The sequence below is a fragment of the Paenibacillus sp. FSL K6-0108 genome (assembly GCF_045040695.1).
In the GTDB taxonomy this organism is placed as follows: Bacteria; Bacillota; Bacilli; order Paenibacillales; family Paenibacillaceae; genus Paenibacillus; species Paenibacillus pabuli_B.
Window position 1 is genome coordinate 1 of sequence record NZ_CP150288.1, and the last position, 22,270, is coordinate 22,270.

Sequence of the window (22,270 nt, forward strand, 5' to 3'; positions counted from 1 at the left end):
GTGGACAGCCATACTTCTGATTTATGGCAGCAAATTTTATCAATCATACAAAACAAACTTAGCAAACCCAGCTTTGACACTTGGTTCAAAGCAACCAAAGCGACCAAGCTGAATGATCAATCGATCATCATATCCGCACCAACCACGTTTGCTGTCGAATGGCTGGAGAGCCGCTACACTAAACTGGTCGGATCGACGGTATATGAGCTGCTTGGCAAACAGGTCGATGTGAAATTTGTCATCGAGGAGAACAAGCCTGTTGAACCGGACCCTCAACTGCCAGCGCCAACGCCTACAGTTGTTCAGGAAGAAGCGGTACTCAGCATGCTGAATCCAAAATATACATTCGATACATTTGTCATTGGGCCAGGCAACCGTTTTGCCCACGCCGCATCGCTGGCGGTCGCTGAAGCGCCCGCCAAAGCATACAATCCTCTGTTTCTCTATGGAGGAGTAGGTCTCGGCAAAACCCACTTGATGCATGCAATCGGACATTACGTCCTGGAGCATGATCCGGGCAGCAAGGTTGTTTATTTGTCATCCGAGAAATTCACGAACGAATTCATTAACTCCATCCGTGACAACCGCGGGGAGAGTTTCCGCAACAAATACCGTAGTGTCGATATTCTGCTCATTGATGATATTCAGTTCTTAGCTGGAAAAGAATCAACGCAGGAGGAATTTTTCCATACGTTTAATGCGCTGCATGAGGAGCGGAAACAGATCATCATCTCCAGCGATAGACCGCCGAAGGAAATTCCGACCCTGGAAGAACGGCTTCGTTCCCGCTTTGAATGGGGATTAATTACGGATATCCAGCCTCCGGATCTGGAGACACGGATTGCTATTTTGCGTAAAAAAGCTCGTGCGGAAAATCTGGATATTCCCAATGAGGCGATGATGTATATCGCCAACCAGATTGATACCAACATCCGTGAACTGGAAGGTGCCCTTATTCGGGTTGTTGCCTACTCTTCTCTGACTAACCAAGATGTAACCACTCATCTGGCAGCTGAAGCATTGAAGGATATTATTCCTTCCAGTCGCCCAAAAATGATCACGATTCACGACATCCAACAAAAGGTCGGCGAGTATTACAGCCTCAAGCTTGAAGATTTTAAAGCACGGAAACGGACCAAAGCCGTTGCGTTCCCAAGACAGATTGCCATGTATCTTTCTCGTGAACTTACAGATTTTTCTCTGCCCAAAATCGGGGAAGCATTCGGAGGGCGAGATCATACCACCGTCATACATGCGCACGAAAAGATCACCCAAGCGATTAAAAGCGATCAAGATCTCTATAAAGTTATCAACAACTTAACCGAAAAAATTAAGAATCCAACCTGAACAAGTCCCAAGCCTATGCACAACGTGTACACATGTGGATAGGCTTGATTTTATGGGTTTATACCCACTTATCCACATATTCAGTGCCCCTATTACTATTATTACTATAAAGATCTAAAAGATATCATCTCCAAATAAGCGAATTCGAAGCTCGGCCTCCGGCCTTTTGAAAAACACATTTCAACACCTCAAAACCCAAAAAAACCGCTAGGAGTGAAACCATGAAAATCAGCATAATGAAAAGCTACTTGAACGAATCCATCCAGCACGTATCCAAAGCCATCTCAAGCCGTACAACGATCCCCATTCTGAGCGGTATCAAATTCGACGTTAATCATCAAGGTGTGACGTTGACAGCAAGTGACACTGATATTTCAATTCAATCCTTCATCCCGCTTGAAGATGGAGATAAAAGTGTTGTTCAGGTGGAACAGCCAGGTAGTGTTGTACTGCCAGCCAAATTTTTTGTAGAGATCATCAAAAAGCTGCCTTCCCAAGAAGTTCAGATGGAGGTCAAAGAAAACTTCAACACCTTTATCTCCGCAGGAGCTACCGAAATTCAACTGGTTGGCCTTGATCCGGAAGAATTCCCGGTATTGCCAAGCATCGAAGAGAACCAAACCGTCTCCATTCCAGGAGATTTGCTCAAAAATATGATTAAACAAACCGTATTCTCCATTTCCACACATGAAACCACGCCAATTCTGACAGGCGTACTTTGGAGTTTGGGTGACAATGAATTGAAATTTGTGGCAACGGACCGTCATCGTCTTGCTACTCGTTCGGCAATGCTGGATAATGCAGAAGGTGTGCGATTCAACAATGTGGTAATCTCAGGTAAAACGCTGAACGAACTTAGCAAAATTGTGCCTGATCAAAATACACTTGTGGATATCGTTGTTGCTGACAACCAGGTCCTGTTCAAAATCGACCGTGTTCTGTTCTATTCGCGTATTTTGGACGGAACTTATCCGGATACTTCTAGAATTATTCCGACTTCGTACAAAACAGAACTCGTTTTGGATACAAAAAAATTAAGTGAATCGATCGACCGGGCTTATTTGCTGTCGCGTGAAGAAAAAACAAACATTGTACGTATGCAAACGATGGATTCCGGATCAATCGAAATTTCATCAAGCTCTTCCGAACTGGGGAAAGTAAGAGAAGAGATCGAACCTGCCGACTTTAACGGTGAACCTCTGAAAATCTCGTTCAACTCCAAATATATGCTGGATGTACTGAAAGTGGTGGAGAGTGAGCAGCTGATGATTGCTTTCACTGGCGTTATGAGCCCGATCATCCTGAAACCGCTGGACGACAGTCACAGCTTGTACGTCATATTGCCTTACCGGACGACCAACTAACGAGAGGAAGATCATAGTGAACCAAGTAGCGATTCGCACGGAATATATTAAGCTCGACCAATTTTTGAAACTGGCCGATTGCATCCCAACCGGAGGTATGGCCAAAGCACTGCTTCAGGACGGACTTGTACGTGTGAATAAAGAGCCTGAGGAACGCCGGGGACGCAAGTTATACCCTGGGGATATCGTTGAGGTGGACGGAGAAGGTTCGTTCGAGGTTGTTGCACAATAAGAAAATCAGTTAGATCCTGCTGCCTCCTGACGGACGGGATAAAAGGGAGGTTACCGCGTGTTTGTAAACAGCATAGATCTGCAGCAATTCCGCAATTATGAACATCTGAGACTGGATTCTTTTGGTCCTGTAAATCTTTTGATCGGACAAAATGCCCAGGGCAAGACCAATCTTGCAGAAGCCATTTTTGTGCTTGCACTCACCAAGAGCCACCGCACATCCCGCGACAAGGAACTGATTCGTTTCGGTGAAGAGCGTGCCAGGCTTGCAGCAGAGGTTGACAAAAAGTACGGATCGGTCAAGCTCGAACTATCTTTGTCACAACAAGGCAAAAAAGCAAAGATCAACGGACTGGAACAGCGCAAGCTGAGTGATTTTGTCGGAGCGCTAAATGTGGTGATGTTTGCACCGGAAGATCTCGAGATTGTCAAAGGCACGCCGGGGGTCCGCCGCCGGTTTCTTGACATGGAGATTGGACAGGTGGCTCCAGGCTATCTATTTCATCTGCAGCAATATCAGAAAGTGCTTGTCCAGCGTAACAATCTGCTTAAGCAATTATGGGGGCAGAACGCTTCAGCCCAGACCATGCTTGAAGTGTGGAATGAGCAACTGGTGGAGCATGGTGTTAAAATCGTCAAAAAAAGGAAACAATTCATAAAGAAACTGCAAAAGTGGGCAGAAACGATTCATCAGGGCATCACCGGAGGCGGAGAAGTCCTGCGCCTGGCCTACCTTCCTTCCTTCAGCGAAGCCGCTGAGGAAGATGAAGCTGTCTTAATGGACCAATTTATGATAAAATTATCACAAATGAAAGAGCAGGAGATTCGCCGAGGCACAACGCTTAGTGGGCCGCATCGGGATGACCTGTCCTTTTTCATTAACGATCGGGAAGTACAAACGTATGGCTCGCAGGGGCAGCAGCGCACAACGGCGTTGTCCCTTAAACTTGCGGAAATTGAACTGATTCATGAAGAAATCGGAGAATATCCGGTCCTGCTGCTGGACGATGTACTGTCTGAACTGGATCCTTTTCGTCAGACTCAGCTGATCGAAACGTTCCAGAGCAAGGTGCAAACCTTTATTACGGCTACCGGCATTGAGAGTCTGAACGTTGACAAACTCAAAGATGCCAGTATTTATCACGTTCATGCCGGACAGGTTGAACGCTAAGGAGTGAGGGCTTATGTACATTCATCTGGGCGGTGAGAAGATTATCCGTTCTTCCGAATTGGTTGCTATTTTTGATATATCGATTGAAAAATCCTCAAAAATCTCCAAGCAGTACGTCACGCATGCCGAGCAGGAAAAAACAGTGGAACATATCGGTGAAGAGGAAGCCAAGTCCATTGTTGTGACCAAAAATATTGTGTATTACTCGCCTATTTCCTCAGCAACGCTCAAAAAGCGGGCTCACATTTTTCCTGATCTCTAGCATTTACGTTACGATTTATTGTGCCTTCTGCTGCTTGTTTTTATTTGGACAGCATGCTGAAATCAAGGGAATATACCCTTTTCAGTACGCATTCTTTAGTTAACGCATATTTACGATATTGAATCTATAGAAGTAGGTGAAACCATGTCTATGAATCAACCGTCATATGGTGCAGATGAAATTCAGGTTCTTGAAGGACTGGAGGCCGTACGGAAACGTCCGGGGATGTATATCGGGTCCACCAGCGCCAAAGGTCTGCATCATCTGGTCTGGGAAGTAGTGGACAACAGTATCGATGAGGCCCTCGCAGGTTACTGTGACCACATCGAAGTCACTATCCATGAAGATAACAGTGTCACTGTAGTCGATAACGGACGTGGTATTCCTGTCGGTGAACATGCCAAAATGAAACGTCCTGCGCTTGAGGTCGTTATGACCGTTCTTCATGCGGGTGGTAAGTTTGGTGGCGGCGGGTACAAAGTATCCGGTGGTCTACATGGAGTGGGTGTATCCGTCGTCAATGCTCTATCAGCAAAAGTGGTTGTCACAGTTAAGGTGGACGGCCATGTTTATCAACAGGAATACCGTCGTGGTGTTCCGCAGTATGACCTGAAAACGATTGGCACAGCGGAAGATACGGGAACCACCGTAACGTTCCATCCAGATCCGGAAATTTTCACGGAAACGACTGTTTATGATTATGATACCTTGTTGACTCGTATTCGTGAGCTCGCGTTCCTGAATAAGGGCATTGGTATGACATTAACGGATGAACGTACGGGTGTAACCAACTCGTTCCTGTACGAAGGCGGGATTATCGAATATGTCTCCTTCCTGAACCAGAAGCGCGAAGTGCTGCACGAAAACCCGATTTATGTGGAAGGATCAAGAGACAACATACAGGTTGAAGTTGCATTGCAATACAACGACAACTACACCGAGAATATTTATTCTTTTGCGAACAACATCAACACGCATGAAGGAGGAACGCACGAGTCTGGATTCAAGAGTGCCCTCACCCGGATTATCAATGATTATGCGCGCAAAGCGGGTGTAATCAAAGACAGCACAGGCAACCTGTCCGGGGATGATGTTCGTGAAGGTCTTACAGCGATTATATCGGTCAAGATTCCTGATCCACAATTTGAGGGACAGACCAAGACCAAGCTGGGAAACAGTGAAGTACGCGGAATTGTCGAATCCCTGTTTGCCGAGAAGCTGCAGGAATTCCTGGAAGAGAATCCTTCCGTATCCCGTCGCATTTTGGAAAAAGGACTGCAGGCGGCTCGTGCACGTGAAGCAGCTCGTAAAGCCCGTGAACTGACGCGTCGTAAAGGTGCACTGGAAGTCAGCTCTTTGCCAGGTAAATTGGCCGACTGTTCATCCAAGGATGCTTCAATCAGCGAATTGTACATTGTCGAAGGTGACTCCGCCGGTGGATCAGCGAAGCAAGGACGGGATCGTCATTTCCAGGCGATTTTGCCACTGCGTGGTAAGATCCTAAACGTGGAGAAAGCACGTCTTGATCGGATTCTGGGTAATGCGGAGATTAGAGCGATCATTACCGCAATGGGTACGGGAATTGGTGATGATTTTGATATTACCAAAGCACGTTATCACAAAATCATCTTGATGACGGATGCCGACGTCGATGGCGCCCACATTCGGACATTGCTTCTGACATTCCTCTATCGCTATATGCGCAAAATCATTGAAGCGGGGTATGTATATATTGCCCAACCGCCGTTGTTCAAGATTGAGCGCAATAAAGTAATTCGTTATGCTGGCTCCGAGAAGGAACGCGATGAAATTATTGCAACGCTCGGTGAAAATGCGAAGTTCAATGTCCAGCGTTATAAAGGTCTTGGTGAGATGAATGCCGGACAATTATGGGAAACGACGATGGACCCTGAGAGCCGGACCATGCTTCAAGTATCGATCAGCGATGCGATGCTGGCCGATGCGATGTTCGACACCCTGATGGGAGATAATGTTGAACCTCGTCGTGACTTTATCCAGGAAAATGCAAAATACGTGAAAAACCTCGACATCTAACGATATCCAAAGGGGCGCCTGCGAGGGCGCCTCTTTTACATTATGGGGTTATAGCATAGAAGTATTAGTTCGGACTCTGGAGTGCCTATTATCGGTGTGTGCGGCTTCTGGCAGAGGAGGCCTGGGCTTTTGAAGAGGTACGCGATGTTTTCCCCTTTTTGGAGGGTAATCTGCCATACGCTCTCGCATAACGCTTAATTTTCCGGTACGTTTCCTTATCAGGCAACAGGCCAAAAGCATAGATGCCCGGCAATGTGTTGACTTCAATAATCCATGGCCGGCCGTCTTCATCCAGGGCGATATCGATACCAATCTCTTTGAGTCTTGGAAATGACCTCTGTAACTGTACCGCCGTATGAATGCCTAAACGATATAGCTCACTGCGTAGTTGCTGGAACCGCTCCTGATCAAAATGAGGGCGTACCAACTCATTAAAAGTGGCCAATCGTCCGCCGCCATGAATGTTGGTAATGATCTTGCCCGGTGCAGCAACTCTTCCCAGGATACCTGTCGTTTCCCAGTTGCGTTGTAGATTCTTCTGGGTCAGTACCCGCAGGTCGAAAGGTAATCCATCATGTTTCATCAGCGGAATGCCTTGTTGAATGATGTAGTCCCGCTTCTGGATACGTTCATCGAGCGCCAGACCCAGCTCATCGAGGGAATGGAAGTATATCTCCTCTGTTCCATATCGTAACTCATACGTTGTCATGACTGTCACAGCAGAGATCTCGGTGGTAACTTCGGCTGTGGAAGAAGAGTGTCGTTTATCAGCATTTTCGGTTGCTTTTTCTTCCGTGTCCGAATCTACAGAATTGGCTGGCAGTGACTGCACACGAATGGTTTTCACGCGCATGACGCCATTTCCATAGGTTCCCCGATCGGGTTTGATATAGTTTGTCTCGAATAATTCAGTCATCTGTTCCAGGGCCTGACGATTATATTGTCGCGTTACCGGTATATATCCATTCACATTACGGCTGCGTTGTAACACAGCTGTCTTGGTCCATTTGCTGGAGACACGCTGGATGCCCAAGAGCCATCAGTCCTTTCCTGTTTTAATGGGGTTTCTAAGAGTGAGGGACGCAGAGAAATCAAAGGACAAGAGATGATTTCAGTGGTATAATAGAGAAATATGGCGTTTTGTGCGGTATTGTTGCACAGATGTAGTTTGATCGTAGAACGGGAACAGTCTCAGCCTCAATAAACACAGTACATTTGCCGCTTTTCCTAGCATTGTATGTGCGATTGGGGAGGAAGGCAGGGCGAACCCCCAGACTCTCTGAAGTTCCCGGAAGAAAGGCTATTGCCCAGCGGACGTTTAATTGTTTACCTTTTGTGAAAGTAATATAATAAAGAGTAGCGTCCTTATGCGGTTTTAGCCTGTTAGGCTCTTCACATATAATCAATTTTTGAATGACTGAATGGAATGTTTGTTGAAGGACAAGAAGGAGGTCCAGCATGGCGGAAGAAATGAACTCGCAGATTAAAGATCGGGATATTGGCGTCGAGATGCGTGAATCGTTTATGGATTATGCGATGAGCATCATTGTGAGCCGTGCCTTACCTGACGTGCGTGACGGATTGAAGCCGGTTCACCGGCGTATTCTGTACGCAATGTCGGAGCTTGGCATGACACCTGATAAGCCACATAAGAAATCAGCCAGAATCGTCGGAGAAGTTATCGGTAAGTATCACCCGCACGGTGACTCTGCCGTATACGAAACGATGGTACGGATGGCACAGGATTTCTCCCTGCGCTATATGCACGTAGATGGACATGGTAACTTTGGATCGGTGGATGGCGATATGGCAGCAGCCATGCGTTATACGGAGGCCCGGTTGTCCAAGATTGCAATGGAAATGCTCAGAGACATCAATAAGGACACGATTGACTTCCAGCCGAACTATGACGGGGAAGAAAGTGAACCTATCGTTCTGCCAGCCCGTTTCCCTAACTTGCTGGTCAATGGTGTCGGCGGGATTGCAGTAGGTATGGCGACCAATATTCCTCCTCATAACCTGGGAGAGGTCATTGACGGTGTACAGGCTATGATTAAAAACCCGGATATAACCTCCATGGAATTGATGGATTACATTCAGGGGCCAGACTTCCCTACATCCGGTTATATTTTGGGACGCTCGGGCATTCGTCAAGCGTATCAAACCGGACGTGGATCAGTAACGATGCGGGCCAAAACCAACATCGAAGAGAACAACAACAAGGCTCGGATCGTGGTTACAGAACTCCCTTACCAGGTGAACAAGGCAAGACTCGTCGAGAAAATTGCCGAATTGGTACGCGACAAGAAGATTGATGGTATTACGGATCTCCGTGATGAATCTGACCGTACGGGTATGCGGATTGTAATTGAGCTTCGCAGAGACGTGAATCCGGGGGTTGTGCTCAACAATCTGTACAAGCATACTTCGATGCAGTCTACCTTCGGGATCAACATGCTTGCGATTGTAAACAAAGAACCAAAGATTCTGAATCTGCGTGAAGTATTGTATCACTACTTGCAGCATCAGATTGAGGTTATACGTAGACGTACGCAGTTCGAATTGAAAAAGGCCGAAGCCCGTGCACATATCTTGGAAGGCTTGCGTATTGCCCTGGATCATATTGACGAAATTATTGCGTTAATTCGTTCATCCAGCAATACAGATGCAGCCAGAGAAGGTCTGATTGAGCAATTCTCACTAAGTCATGATCAGGCTCAAGCTATTCTCGATATGCGTCTGCAGCGCCTGACAGGTTTGGAACGTGAGCGCATCGAAAATGAGTATAACGAACTGATGGTCAAAATTAAGGAATACCGTGAAATTCTGGCCAACGAGCATCTGGTGCTCGAAATTATCAGCACGGAGCTGCAAGAAATCCGTGATCGCTTCAGCGATGATCGTCGTACCGAAATCACGGTAGGTGAAGAGAGCATTCTGGACGAGGATTTGATTCCACGTGAAGAGGTTATCATCACCATCACCCATACAGGCTATGTGAAACGTCTGCCGGTATCCACTTACCGCAGTCAGAAGCGTGGCGGCCGTGGGGTTGTGGGAATGGACACGAAAGATACCGACTTTGTTGAGCATCTGTTTGTGACCAACTCTCATAATTATCTCATGTTCTTTACCGACAAAGGTAAGGTGTACCGTCTCAAAGCTTATGAGATCCCAGAGCTTGGACGTACAGCAAGAGGAACGCCGATTATCAACCTGATTCAGATTGAGCAGGGTGAATCGGTCAATGCCGTGATTCCAGTTCAGGAATTCGAAAGTGACAAGTATCTGTTCTTTGCTACCCGTCAAGGGGTTGTGAAGAAGACACCACTTGAGGATTACACGAATATTCGTAAAGGCGGACTGATCGGGATTTCCCTGCGTGATGATGATGCCCTTATTGATGTTAAGCTGACAGACGGACAGCAAGAGATCATTATGGGTACAGCTCACGGGATGTCCATTCGATTCTCGGAAGGAAATGTCCGTTCTATGGGGCGGAGTGCAACCGGGGTTAAAGGGATCACGCTGGATGAGCAGGACGTCGTAATTGGTATGGACGTTGTAGATCAGGAACTTGATGTTCTAATTGTTACAGCAAAAGGTTACGGTAAACGTACACCTGTCAGCGATTACCGGATGCAGACGCGTGGTGGTAAAGGTATTAAAACCATTAACGTTACTGAAAAGAATGGCGCAGTAGTCAGTCTGAAAATGGTTAAAACGGAAGAGGATCTGATGATCATCACTTCCAGCGGTACGTTAATTCGGATGAGCATGGAAGGCATATCCACGATGGGTCGATACACGCAAGGCGTGAAGCTGATTCATATTCGTGATGAAGATGCCGTAGCTACAGTCAGCCGAATTGACAAGAATGAAGAAGAACCAGACGACGAAGAATTGCTCGAAGGTGAAGGATCTGCTAATTCCGAAGGTGCAGAGTCAACTCTGGATGAAGGCGTGGTTTCCGATGCTGAAGTTGAGGGCGATGATTCGGGTTCCGAGGCTTAGGTTCAAATTCAGATAATATTAAGATATTTCATGTTTGCCATGAAGTTGGAGGGCTCCCATAAGGGGGCCCTTTATATTTTTCACAGTACCAGGCCATTCTGCTCAAAATCCGGGATGTACAGCCTGATTGTTGAGTAATATAATGGGAATTAACGTGAAAAACCGGGACTATGGTCTTGTTATTATAGAAGAACGATGAGTGAGGGGAATAAACATGGGATTAATCACCCTGTCTGAAGTCAAACCAGGACTTAAACTGGGAAATGACGTGCAAACGCTTCGGGGCAATGTTCTGTTTCAGAAGGGCAAAGTCATATTGCCCAAAGATGTGGAAGTACTTAGAGCTTTTATGATCCATCAAGTGGACATCGAGCAAGAGAGAACAGGGACAAGCGGTACAGCTGTTAAGGTCTCATCCACGGCTTTAGGCGTAGGTGGTAATGAGAAGAACGGGGAACGGGCAGGGAAAGGCAGCAGCGCAGTCTCAGCACCCGCAGTACCGTCTCTGCATGAAGAGTATGAAAAGATGGTGGGACTGACCAAAAATGCGTTTCTATCCTCCTTGGCGGCTGAATTACCTGTATATGAGTTGCGTACACAGCTGGAAGCATTGTTTATTCATCTCAAACAGTATAATGTGCTTACCTTCACTCCACGAGTGATGCAGGAACATGATTATGTGTATCATCATGCCGTATTGAGTGCCATTACATCTTATCAGTTGGCCCAGTGGATTGATCTGCCGTCCAAAGACTGGATGCAGGTAGCTTTTGCAGGATTATTTCATGACATTGGTAATAACAAAGTGGATCCACAGATCCTCCATAAACCCTCTGCGTTAACTGCGTCAGAGCAGGCAGAGATCCGACAGCATACGAAATATGGCTATCAGGTGCTGAAACAGGCGAAGGCCATTAATGAGGGAGCTAGACTCGCAGCGTTGCAGCATCATGAAAAAGTGGATGGATCGGGTTACCCGCTGCAGCTCAGCGGCACGCAGATTCACATCTATGCGAAGATTGTAGCTATCGCTGATATATTCCACGCTATGACATTGGAGAAGATCTATCGAAAAGCGCAATCGCCATACCTGGTACTGGAGCAAATTCAAAGTGAGGCTTTTGGCAAACTGGATCCTGCAATCGTTAATGTATTCGTTCAGCGTTCTACACAGATCCATAACGGTATCCGAGTGAAGCTCAGTAATAATCAAATCGGCGAGATCATATTCTCTGATCGCGATCATCCTACTCGGCCGATGGTATCGGTGGAGGGAACGATTATCAATCTGATGCAGCAAAGGCAGCTGTATATCCAGGAAGTCATTGCCTAATTCAGTTTTCATTTCATATATAGGAGTAGGGCCCCTTCGAATATGAAGAGGCTCTTTTCTTATATTTAGTTGTGAAGTAGGGATAGGGAAACATGGGGGGAGCAACTTTTTATGGAGAGAAGGCATCGCTCGCAATATACTAAATTAGAATAATATAAAGAAGTTTGGCTAGTTATAGGACATATATTAAGAGATAGATACAGAGAGATAAGTTTATTTAAAATAAAGCTTGCATTCGATATCTGTACATGGTATATTCTAATTCCGGCCAAGAAAACACGAGAAACACGGTGCGGCAAGCGAATCCAATAAGATTCGAAAGAAACTTAAAAAAAGAGCTTGCAAAGTTGGTTCGGATGTGATAAGATATAAAAGTTGCTGCGGTGAACAACGCTGAGCAGCGAAACAAGTTTGATCTTTGAAAACTGAACAACGAGTGAGTAACGATCTTGCTTGCAAGATCGATAAATTGAGATTTTTAATCTCGTCAGATTCAAAATGAGCTTATCGCTCTTTTCAATACTTTATTGGAGAGTTTGATCCTGGCTCAGGACGAACGCTGGCGGCATGCCTAATACATGCAAGTCGAGCGGACTTGAAGAGAAGCTTGCTTCTCTGATAGTTAGCGGCGGACGGGTGAGTAACACGTAGGCAACCTGCCCTCAAGTTTGGGACAACTACCGGAAACGGTAGCTAATACCGAATAGTTGTTTTCTTCGCCTGAAGGAAACTGGAAAGACGGAGCAATCTGTCACTTGGGGATGGGCCTGCGGCGCATTAGCTAGTTGGTGGGGTAACGGCTCACCAAGGCGACGATGCGTAGCCGACCTGAGAGGGTGATCGGCCACACTGGGACTGAGACACGGCCCAGACTCCTACGGGAGGCAGCAGTAGGGAATCTTCCGCAATGGGCGAAAGCCTGACGGAGCAATGCCGCGTGAGTGATGAAGGTTTTCGGATCGTAAAGCTCTGTTGCCAGGGAAGAACGCTTGAGAGAGTAACTGCTCTCAAGGTGACGGTACCTGAGAAGAAAGCCCCGGCTAACTACGTGCCAGCAGCCGCGGTAATACGTAGGGGGCAAGCGTTGTCCGGAATTATTGGGCGTAAAGCGCGCGCAGGCGGTCATTTAAGTCTGGTGTTTAATCCCGGGGCTCAACCCCGGATCGCACTGGAAACTGGGTGACTTGAGTGCAGAAGAGGAGAGTGGAATTCCACGTGTAGCGGTGAAATGCGTAGATATGTGGAGGAACACCAGTGGCGAAGGCGACTCTCTGGGCTGTAACTGACGCTGAGGCGCGAAAGCGTGGGGAGCAAACAGGATTAGATACCCTGGTAGTCCACGCCGTAAACGATGAGTGCTAGGTGTTAGGGGTTTCGATACCCTTGGTGCCGAAGTTAACACATTAAGCACTCCGCCTGGGGAGTACGGTCGCAAGACTGAAACTCAAAGGAATTGACGGGGACCCGCACAAGCAGTGGAGTATGTGGTTTAATTCGAAGCAACGCGAAGAACCTTACCAGGTCTTGACATCCCTCTGACCGGTACAGAGATGTACCTTTCCTTCGGGACAGAGGAGACAGGTGGTGCATGGTTGTCGTCAGCTCGTGTCGTGAGATGTTGGGTTAAGTCCCGCAACGAGCGCAACCCTTGATCTTAGTTGCCAGCATTTCGGATGGGCACTCTAAGGTGACTGCCGGTGACAAACCGGAGGAAGGTGGGGATGACGTCAAATCATCATGCCCCTTATGACCTGGGCTACACACGTACTACAATGGCCGGTACAACGGGCTGCGAAGCCGCGAGGTGGAGCTAATCCTAAAAAGCCGGTCTCAGTTCGGATTGCAGGCTGCAACTCGCCTGCATGAAGTCGGAATTGCTAGTAATCGCGGATCAGCATGCCGCGGTGAATACGTTCCCGGGTCTTGTACACACCGCCCGTCACACCACGAGAGTTTATAACACCCGAAGTCGGTGGGGTAACCGCAAGGAGCCAGCCGCCGAAGGTGGGATAGATGATTGGGGTGAAGTCGTAACAAGGTAGCCGTATCGGAAGGTGCGGCTGGATCACCTCCTTTCTATGGAGAATCGTTTCCCGCAGCGGAAACATTCAAATCAAGTCTTCAGGAAGCATGCTTCCGAAGCGAGCTTTACTTCGTAAAGCTTTTAACTCACTCGTTGCTCAGTTTTGAGAGCTCAAACTCTCAAACAGCTTGCTTTTGCATGGAGCTTGTTCTTTGAAAACTAGATATCGAAACGAAATATGCGAATTAGAACATTCCTTTTTAGCTGAACTTGTGTTAAACAAGTTTCAATAAATTGGTACTTAATTGCTTTTGCGATGGTATTGAATGGGAGCGACTTTTGGCTTTGCGCAAGCAAAACAAGGGAAGCGAGCAGTCAAAACCGGAGCAATATGGTTAAGCTACTAAGAGCACACGGAGGATGCCTAGGCGCTAGGAGCCGATGAAGGACGTGGCGAACAACGAAACTGCCTCGGGGAGCTGTAAGCAAGCTTTGATCCGGGGGTGTCCGAATGGGGAAACCCAGCTGGGGTAATTTCCAGTTACTCGTAACTGAATACATAGGTTACGTAGAGGCATACCAGGGGAACTGAAACATCTAAGTACCCTGAGGAAGAGAAAACAATAGTGATTCCGTCAGTAGCGGCGAGCGAACGCGGAGAAGCCCAAACCAGAGAGCTTGCTCTCTGGGGTTGTGGGACGTCTCACATGGAGTTACAAAGGAGCCGGTTAAACGAAGAGGTCTGGAAAGGCCCGCCAAAGAAGGTAAAAGCCCTGTAGTTGAAAGTTGGCTCTCTCCGAGACGGATCCCGAGTAGTGCGGGGCACGTGAAACCCCGTATGAATCCGGCAGGACCATCTGCCAAGGCTAAATACTTCCTAGCGACCGATAGTGAAGCAGTACCGTGAGGGAAAGGTGAAAAGCACCCCGGAAGGGGAGTGAAATAGAACCTGAAACCGTGTGCTTACAAAAAGTCAGAGCCCGTTTTAGGGGTGATGGCGTGCCTTTTGTAGAATGAACCGGCGAGTTACGTTCCCGTGCAAGGTTAAGGTGAAGAGCCGGAGCCGCAGCGAAAGCGAGTCTGAATAGGGCGAATGAGTACGTGGACGTAGACCCGAAACCGGGTGATCTACCCCTGTCCAGGGTGAAGGTGCGGTAACACGCACTGGAGGCCCGAACCCACGCACGTTGAAAAGTGCGGGGATGAGGTGGGGGTAGCGGAGAAATTCCAATCGAACTCGGAGATAGCTGGTTCTCCCCGAAATAGCTTTAGGGCTAGCCTCGGAAAACAGAGTCGTGGAGGTAGAGCACTGATTGGGTGCGGGGCCCGCAAGGGTTACCAAGCTCAGTCAAACTCCGAATGCCATAGACTTACTTCCGGGAGTCAGACAGTGAGTGCTAAGATCCATTGTCAAAAGGGAAACAGCCCAGACCATCAGCTAAGGTCCCCAAGTGTGTGTTAAGTGGGAAAGGATGTGGAGTTGCACAGACAACCAGGATGTTGGCTTAGAAGCAGCCACCATTGAAAGAGTGCGTAATAGCTCACTGGTCGAGTGACTCTGCGCCGAAAATGTAACGGGGCTAAACACACCACCGAAGCTATGGCTTGATGCTTTGCATCAGGGGTAGGGGAGCGTTGTATAAGGGTTGAAGGTGTACCGTAAGGAGCGCTGGACATTATACAAGTGAGAATGCCGGTATGAGTAACGAAAAGATCAGTGAGAATCTGATCCGCCGAAAGCCTAAGGGTTCCTGAGGAAGGCTCGTCCGCTCAGGGTAAGTCGGGACCTAAGGCGAGGCCGAAAGGCGTAGTCGAAGGACAACAGGTCGAAATTCCTGTACCACCGTAAGCCGTTATGAGCAATGGGGGGACGCAGCAGGGTAGTGACGCGGACTGATGGATGTCCGTCTAAGCAGTGAGGCTGATGTGTAGGCAAATCCGCACATCGTTAAGGCTGGGCTGTGATGGGGAGCGAAAATTATAGTAGCGAAGGTCATGATCTCACACTGCCAAGAAAAGCCTCTAGCCAGGTGATGGTGCCCGTACCGCAAACCGACACAGGTAGGCGAGAAGAGAATTCTAAGGCGCGCGGAAGAACTCTCGTTAAGGAACTCGGCAAAATGACCCCGTAACTTCGGGAGAAGGGGTGCCCCGGTAGTGTGAATAGCACGAGGGGGCCGCAGTGAAAAGGCCCAAGCGACTGTTTAGCAAAAACACAGGTCTGTGCGAAGCCGTAAGGCGAAGTATACGGGCTGACGCCTGCCCGGTGCTGGAAGGTTAAGGGGAGCGGTTAGGGAGTAATCCCGAAGCTGTGAACCGAAGCCCCAGTAAACGGCGGCCGTAACTATAACGGTCCTAAGGTAGCGAAATTCCTTGTCAGGTAAATTCTGACCCGCACGAATGGCGTAACGACTTGGGCGCTGTCTCAACGAGAGATCCGGTGAAATTTTAATACCTGTGAAGATGCAGGTTACCCGCGACAAGACGGAAAGACCCCATGGAGCTTTACTGCAGCTTGATATTGAATTTGGGTACGATCTGTACAGGATAGGTGGGAGCCTTTGAAGCCGGAGCGCCAGCTTCGGTGGAGGCACCGTTGGGATACCACCCTGATCGTATCTAGGTTCTAACCTGGTACCGTAATCCGGTGCGGGGACAGTGTCAGGTGGGCAGTTTGACTGGGGCGGTCGCCTCCTAAAGAGTAACGGAGGCGCCCAAAGGTTCCCTCAGAATGGTTGGAAATCATTCGAAGAGTGCAAAGGCATAAGGGAGCTTGACTGCGAGACCTACAAGTCGAGCAGGGACGAAAGTCGGGCTTAGTGATCCGGTGGTACCGCATGGAAGGGCCATCGCTCAACGGATAAAAGCTACCCTGGGGATAACAGGCTTATCTCCCCCAAGAGTCCACATCGACGGGGAGGTTTGGCACCTCGATGTCGGCTCATCGCATCCTGGGGCTGAAGTAGGTCCCAAGGGTTGGGCTGTTCGCCCATTAAAGCGGTACGCGAGCTGGGTTCAGAACGTCGTGAGACAGTTCGGTCCCTATCTGTCGTGGGCGTAGGAAATTTGAGAGGAGCTGTCCTTAGTACGAGAGGACCGGGATGGACGTACCGCTGGTGTACCAGTTGTTCCGCCAGGAGCACCGCTGGGTAGCTATGTACGGACGGGATAAGCGCTGAAAGCATCTAAGCGTGAAGCCCCCCTCAAGATGAGATTTCCCAGTATGTAAGACCCCTTGAAGACGACGAGGTAGATAGGCTGGGGGTGGAAGTGCAGCAATGCATGGAGCTGACCAGTACTAATCGGTCGAGGGCTTATCCAATATGCAAGTTGTAAGTCGCAGATTTCGTTTCGGATCTAGTTTTCAGAGAATAAACTCTGAAATGAAAATCGGTACATCACAGAAAGTGTGTATGATTTTCAGTTCCAACTTTGATTTCAAGAAGCTATGCTTCGACAAATCGCGTTTGGTGGCGATGGCGGAGGGGTTCCACACGTATCCATCCCGAACACGACCGTTAAGCCCTCTAGCGCCGATGGTACTTGGACCGCAGGGTCCTGGGAGAGTAGGAAGCCGCCAAGCAAAGAACCACTGCCGATGTAATTCGGTGGTGGTTTTTATTTGTTTATAAGCAAAATGCAGAATCAGATAGTCTGAAGATGGAATGAATTCCAGCTTAGAAGCTGATATAAATAGAGGGTGGATTGATTTTCAAAAGAGGGTAAAAGAATGCCTTAAAAAAGTCTTGATTTGAAGGTAACATTTTTGTTACGGAAAACGCATTCGAAACCAGTATAATAGGACTATGTTAAATATGCTAAAAGTACCTGACCACAGAGCTGGAATGTGCAGCTGTGAAAAGGAGGGTGTGTGTGATAAGTTGGCGAAGACTAGTTCTTCATTCGTTTCTCTTGCTCGGCCTGATTGGCGTGCTTGTAGGATGTGGTGAAGCAGGATCTGCATGGACTTCTTATGAAGGAGCGGTAAACGAGAAGGGTTTCCCGGTTCCTAAAGTGGCGAATAAATCTGACCAGTCTGAGAACAATTCGGATATGGATTATGTTCGATATACGCTATCTGGTATTAGTGAGAGTACGAGTATACCTGAGGTGTATCTAGACGAGATTAAAAGCTGGGGCTGGACAGAAAAGCAAGCCAAGAGTACATCCAATGACTCAAGTTCCCTACGTGTATTTGCGAAAGAAGGGCATACTGTACATCTAGCTGTACATGATGGCTTCTTCACGGTGATGGTCCCGAAAAATGAAGCTGCTCAGACGACAGTAAAATCACTTGATGATGATGATTGAATACGTTGTGCTTTGATAATTGGTATGACAATTAACGGTGTAATGGTCCGTATGATAGTAAAAGCTCCCGACAGTGATTGGGGGCTTTTTTGTATATTGTTGTACGTCATAAACTTATAGGAGATGAGAATGGAACGTTTGGCGGTTTCCTTAGACGGTATCTTGATCAGGATATGTAGAAAGTCAGTTTATATCAAATACATAGAAAAGATGTGAGGCATCGATATTATATGCCTGTAGAGGCCTTATACCGTTGTCGTTAGAGTATCCAAACAGAGCAGAGGAGGAAGTCAAAAGAAAGCATGTTATGGGCCATACACACTCAATATCAGAAAAGGGATTCAACGAACTAGGATGTGCGGAACGAAAATAGAAATGGAAATGGATCTAAGCTTTGGGGATAACCATTTAACTATACTCATTAACCTGTGGATAAGGAAAAGAGGAAGCGAAATGAGTAAAGGTTATCCACTGTGGATAACCTTTACGGATTGCAAGTATATCGCAGTAATTCTGTATGAGTGTCAAAGGAGGTGATTGCTCCAGTTTAAATCGGATGTATAAATGAGGCTTAACGTTGTATGTATTACTGGTCTGAACTATATATTGCGTTAGCAAGGTTATAGATCAAGGATTGAACCATTATTGCAGGTAGTAGGAGACATCTTGTTCATTTAATTTGATAAGCCCGTCCTTACGTTCGCGTGAAAGAACCAAAACAACATACAGACGCGGAACAAGTAGCCATAGATGCCAGAAAATCAGCGAAAGGGTGAAGGACAAGGGTGACCATATTAAACAGACGGTTATGATACATAGTCCAATCCAGCTCATATTGAGATGGACCCGGACGAACATGCGATAACTGAAATGCTGGTCTGGGATATAGCCGAACCAAGGCATTTTGAGGCTCCACCGCCAACGGCGTGCATAGGAGGTACGGACCAGCAGTAATATGGTTCTGGCGATGACATAATGAATCCACAATGTAATTGGGCCTGCAAGGATAAAGTAGAAGAGGCCAGTCCAGGAGAATGCCAATAGATTAAACAAAAGCATAATTACAGGCAGACACAAATAGCTAAAGATTACACTGCGGGCAATGGCCTTTTTTTTCAGAAGCCGGTATTGATAAAAGGTTGCTTTATTCTCCGGTTCGGCGATCATACGATTACAAATCCTCCTTCTGGGGTCACGTTTCATTTGTAAAAGGTATTCGTTTTCATTAATAAGGGATTGGATAATGAAGAGGTGCATATATGAACCTTGTATGCACTCCAGATTGATGTACAAGATATGGAAATAAATTATTCCTATATAAGTATACCTTTGAACGATCTGGCTGTCAGGTTTTGAATGGTGATGTATTATATATCGGCTGGAAATCGAAGTTTTTTTAAGATTATAGAATATAAGTTTTTATAGCAGTAAGCGGAGGAAGTAACCACATGAGAAATACTATGAACTGCGGGGACGTTTCTTGTAATGCGGTTCCGTTCATGAAGGCATCTCATATAATAAAAGAAATTGCGGTCTAAGAGGTTATTACTATGCTATATGGTAAGAAAAATGGCTAACCAATGCAGGCTGTCTCGCTGGAGTATGGAACAAAAGGCATTTTTTTTATGTTTGTTTTCGGTACAGACACCCGTAGAGGGGTAGGCGAATATATATATTTTATAGAAAGAAAGCACTATGAAAAGGTTTAAAATAATAGAAACTGTGCAATACTGATAGTAATACGTAAAACAAGGTGGGATGGTTGATGGAAGGACACGCCGAACACACATGCATTATCTGCGAACAGACAAAAAAAGAAGGCATTTTTATTGTATCTGAATTTATATGTGACGCTTGCGAAGCAGAAATGGTTCATACGGATGCACAGGATGCCAAGTACAATTATTTTATCCATCAGATGAAGCAGATTTGGGTGCAAAAGAACGCATAAGAAGCGTTAAGTCATATTAATGAAACATCACATTGATTGGTATCGATGTGGAAAAAGGCCCCAGGGGCCTTTTTCTGTTTGTTTAAAAGGGTGTAGAGGGCAACAGATGGTTCATATTCGGACGGTTATGGTTCTGCTGTTTCGGTAATCGGTGGATAACGCTGATTTACACGAGGGCTGGACAATCCCTGATATAATGAAAAGAGAAGTGTTTCACCTTTTCTTTTGGAATACACAGATGGCGGGAGAGGAACACGAGTGGGAAGAAGGAAACGACAGCACTTGTAATACAGATAACGTTGCTTTGCTACAGAAGAAGCATTGGTACGGCAGTATCAAAATTTATGAATGTACAGGATGATTATTCAATGGAACATAAATCAAATACCGCACCTTTATATGAGGCGTTGCTTGCGTATCGTGATTCAGGGCAGCGTTCTTTTCATGTACCTGGGCATAAGAATGGACAAGTCTATCGCAGGTTAATGGAACAAGTGGATCAGCAGCTGTCGGATGGAGGAATTAGTGACAATCACCGAAATGAGGGTGAAGTAGAGGCAGAGGTAAATCGACGTTGGGGCCGGTTAGTAACGGATGGGAAAGAGTACTTTAGACAAGATGAGGAACAAGGGCGTGTCAATGAAATTAGTGGATTGACTGTTCATAGTGGGAGTGGCCCTGACCGATCTGGAGCTGATGTTGTACCGGTGAGTGCGTTTCTGAAGATGATGCGATTGGATGTAACGGAAATCTCGGGCACAGACGACCTACATCATCCGGAAGGGGTTATATTGGAGGCGCAGCGGCTGGCGGCGGATTGTTTTGGGGCAGAGGAGAGCTTCTTCCTTGTCGGAGGCAGTACGGCTGGTAACTTGTCTTTGCTGCTGACCGTATGTAATGAACCTGATAGCCTTGTATTGGTACAGCGTAATGTGCATAAGTCTGTCATTCACGGGTTGATGCTGGCAGGCGCAAGGGCAGTTTTCCTGGAGCCATGGGTTGATCCTGCGAGTGGACTTGCGGTAATGCCGTCGCTGGAGACGGTGCAGGCTGCTGTCCAGGCATATCCTGAGGCAAAGGGAGTACTTGTGACTTTGCCCAATTATTACGGCATGGGCGCTGATCTGACGCCCATCGCTGAGGTGTGCCATGAGGCAGGCATGCCGCTGCTCGTGGATGAAGCGCATGGCGCGCATTATGGGCAGCATCCGGAGCTGCCAGCCTCTGCGCTGTCCTGCGGAGCAGACGGTGTGGTGCAGTCGACCCACAAGATGCTGTCTGCTTTCACCATGGGAGCCATGCTGCACGTTCAGGGACCACGGTTAAATCGGTCCCTGCTGCGTCAGCGTCTGGCCATGGTGCAAAGCTCAAGCCCATCATACCCGGTGATGGCTTCGCTTGATCTGGCGCGCCGCCTGCTGCATGTGCAGGGCGCGAATGCCTTCACGGCGGGACTTTCCGCCGTGGACGCCTTTAAGCGCGGCCTCGCGGAGCTGCCGCGCTTTGGGTTGCTGCAGCCGGGGCAGCTGCTGCAGCAAGAGCCGCCAGCCGGGGCGAAGCCGGCAGCTGGCGGTAATTCCGGGGCCGCCGGTGCACCGGGGCGGCCTGAAGAAGTGCCCGCGGCGGCGCTGCCATTAGCCGCGGGGTACACCGCTCAGGACCCGTTCAAGGCCGTCATTTATGACGGCACAGGGGTGCTGAGCGGTTATGGGCTGCAGCAGCAGCTGGAAGCGCGCGGCTGCGTGCCCGAGATGAGCGACGAACGATACGTCGTCCTGCTCTTTAGCCTTGGCTCGACGCTGCGCGATGTCGAGCACCTGTTGCAGGCTTTACGACAAATCAGCCTTGCACAGGAGCAGATCCAATCTCTTGGTGAGCAATCACAGCTTTTTACAAAAGAGACTGCAAACTATATTTCCACGTGGAACAATTTTCAAGGAGGGACTCCTTTTTCGGAGCCGATCCCCTTTACGTTGCAGCCAATTATGGAGGAAGATACGACAGAGGTCTCTATCGAAAACAGTATTGGTCTTCGCTCTGCCGAGATGGTCATTCCGTATCCGCCAGGCATACCTCTTGTGTACGCTGGTGAGCGAATAAGTGCGTCCATGGCTGCACGTATTAAGCTGCTGAGAGATGAGGGAGCAAGGTTCCATGGCGTATCGGATACTTCGCTGCAATCCTTGAAAATCATTAGGGAATAATTGA

At 47.7% G+C, this 22,270-nt stretch carries 13 protein-coding genes and 3 rRNA genes; 14 read left to right on the forward strand and 2 right to left on the reverse strand.

Annotated features, from left to right (window positions below; all coding sequences use genetic code 11):
- From dnaA to gyrB, 6 genes are all read left to right on the forward strand, one after another.
- A complete protein-coding gene (gene dnaA / locus MHB49_RS00005; RefSeq protein ID WP_247900116.1) occupies positions 1-1,347 on the forward strand; it encodes a chromosomal replication initiator protein DnaA in 1,347 nt (448 codons plus the stop codon).
- 221 nt (positions 1,348-1,568) lie between these two features.
- Positions 1,569-2,711 (forward strand): DNA polymerase III subunit beta, encoded by a 1,143-nt coding sequence (dnaN, locus tag MHB49_RS00010; protein WP_247900117.1) that lies wholly within the window; start codon positions 1,569-1,571, stop codon positions 2,709-2,711.
- Positions 2,712-2,727: 16 nt separating this feature from the next.
- Complete coding sequence (gene yaaA / locus MHB49_RS00015) at positions 2,728-2,943, forward strand: S4 domain-containing protein YaaA (protein ID WP_024629511.1); 216 nt, start codon at positions 2,728-2,730, stop codon at positions 2,941-2,943.
- 57 nt (positions 2,944-3,000) lie between these two features.
- Entirely contained in the window at positions 3,001-4,113 is a 1,113-nt protein-coding gene (gene recF / locus MHB49_RS00020; protein WP_247900118.1) for a DNA replication/repair protein RecF, read from the forward strand.
- Positions 4,114-4,126: 13 nt separating this feature from the next.
- Positions 4,127-4,375, forward strand: a complete 249-nt coding sequence (gene remB / locus MHB49_RS00025) for an extracellular matrix regulator RemB (RefSeq protein WP_017691405.1) — start codon at positions 4,127-4,129, stop codon at positions 4,373-4,375.
- A 144-nt stretch (positions 4,376-4,519) separates the two neighbouring features.
- Entirely contained in the window at positions 4,520-6,430 is a 1,911-nt protein-coding gene (gene gyrB / locus MHB49_RS00030; RefSeq protein ID WP_405154600.1) for a DNA topoisomerase (ATP-hydrolyzing) subunit B, read from the forward strand.
- Between the two features lie 88 nt (positions 6,431-6,518).
- Here gyrB and MHB49_RS00035 read toward each other — a convergent pair whose 3' ends face one another.
- A complete protein-coding gene (locus MHB49_RS00035) occupies positions 6,519-7,463 on the reverse strand; it encodes a YheC/YheD family protein (protein WP_405154601.1) in 945 nt (314 codons plus the stop codon).
- A gap of 425 nt (positions 7,464-7,888) precedes the next feature.
- Between MHB49_RS00035 and gyrA the strand changes: the two genes are divergently transcribed.
- The 6 genes from gyrA (at position 7,889) to MHB49_RS00065 (ending at position 18,111) form a co-directional block, all read left to right on the forward strand.
- Entirely contained in the window at positions 7,889-10,444 is a 2,556-nt protein-coding gene (gyrA, locus tag MHB49_RS00040; RefSeq protein WP_405154602.1) for a DNA gyrase subunit A, read from the forward strand.
- 214 nt (positions 10,445-10,658) lie between these two features.
- A complete protein-coding gene (locus MHB49_RS00045; RefSeq protein WP_405154603.1) occupies positions 10,659-11,777 on the forward strand; it encodes an HD-GYP domain-containing protein in 1,119 nt (372 codons plus the stop codon).
- A 524-nt stretch (positions 11,778-12,301) separates the two neighbouring features.
- A 16S ribosomal RNA gene (locus MHB49_RS00050) occupies positions 12,302-13,853 on the forward strand.
- A 340-nt stretch (positions 13,854-14,193) separates the two neighbouring features.
- Positions 14,194-17,122: ribosomal RNA gene (locus tag MHB49_RS00055) — 23S ribosomal RNA — on the forward strand.
- Positions 17,123-17,266: 144 nt separating this feature from the next.
- Positions 17,267-17,383: ribosomal RNA gene (rrf, locus tag MHB49_RS00060) — 5S ribosomal RNA — on the forward strand.
- Together the 16S, 23S and 5S rRNA genes form the textbook arrangement of a ribosomal RNA operon.
- A gap of 290 nt (positions 17,384-17,673) precedes the next feature.
- Positions 17,674-18,111, forward strand: coding sequence for a hypothetical protein (locus MHB49_RS00065; protein ID WP_405154604.1), 438 nt, complete (start codon positions 17,674-17,676; stop codon positions 18,109-18,111).
- 642 nt (positions 18,112-18,753) lie between these two features.
- Here MHB49_RS00065 and MHB49_RS00070 read toward each other — a convergent pair.
- The gene (locus MHB49_RS00070; RefSeq protein ID WP_405154605.1) at positions 18,754-19,278 is read right to left on the reverse strand and encodes a hypothetical protein; all 525 of its coding nucleotides are present in this window, start codon (positions 19,276-19,278) and stop codon (positions 18,754-18,756) included.
- Between the two features lie 598 nt (positions 19,279-19,876).
- Between MHB49_RS00070 and MHB49_RS00075 the strand changes: the two genes are divergently transcribed.
- Both MHB49_RS00075 and MHB49_RS00080 read left to right on the forward strand, forming a co-directional pair.
- Entirely contained in the window at positions 19,877-20,062 is a 186-nt protein-coding gene (locus MHB49_RS00075; RefSeq protein ID WP_110002322.1) for a sigma factor G inhibitor Gin, read from the forward strand.
- 368 nt (positions 20,063-20,430) lie between these two features.
- Positions 20,431-22,266, forward strand: coding sequence for an aminotransferase class I/II-fold pyridoxal phosphate-dependent enzyme (locus MHB49_RS00080; protein WP_405154606.1), 1,836 nt, complete (start codon positions 20,431-20,433; stop codon positions 22,264-22,266).
- Positions 22,267-22,270 lie beyond the last annotated feature (4 nt).

Excerpts from the sequence above, each read along its gene's own strand:
- dnaN (WP_247900117.1), top strand. The coding sequence starts at position 1,569 with ATGAAAATCAGCATAATGAAAAGCTACTTGAACGAATCCATCCAGCAC.
- remB (WP_017691405.1), top strand. The coding sequence starts at position 4,127 with ATGTACATTCATCTGGGCGGTGAGAAGATTATCCGTTCTTCCGAATTG.
- gyrB (WP_405154600.1), top strand. The coding sequence starts at position 4,520 with ATGTCTATGAATCAACCGTCATATGGTGCAGATGAAATTCAGGTTCTT.
- gyrA (WP_405154602.1), top strand. The coding sequence starts at position 7,889 with ATGGCGGAAGAAATGAACTCGCAGATTAAAGATCGGGATATTGGCGTC.
- MHB49_RS00045 (WP_405154603.1), top strand. The coding sequence starts at position 10,659 with ATGGGATTAATCACCCTGTCTGAAGTCAAACCAGGACTTAAACTGGGA.
- MHB49_RS00070 (WP_405154605.1), bottom strand. The coding sequence starts at position 19,278 with ATGATCGCCGAACCGGAGAATAAAGCAACCTTTTATCAATACCGGCTT.
- MHB49_RS00075 (WP_110002322.1), top strand. The coding sequence starts at position 19,877 with ATGGAAGGACACGCCGAACACACATGCATTATCTGCGAACAGACAAAA.
- MHB49_RS00080 (WP_405154606.1), top strand. The coding sequence starts at position 20,431 with ATGGAACATAAATCAAATACCGCACCTTTATATGAGGCGTTGCTTGCG.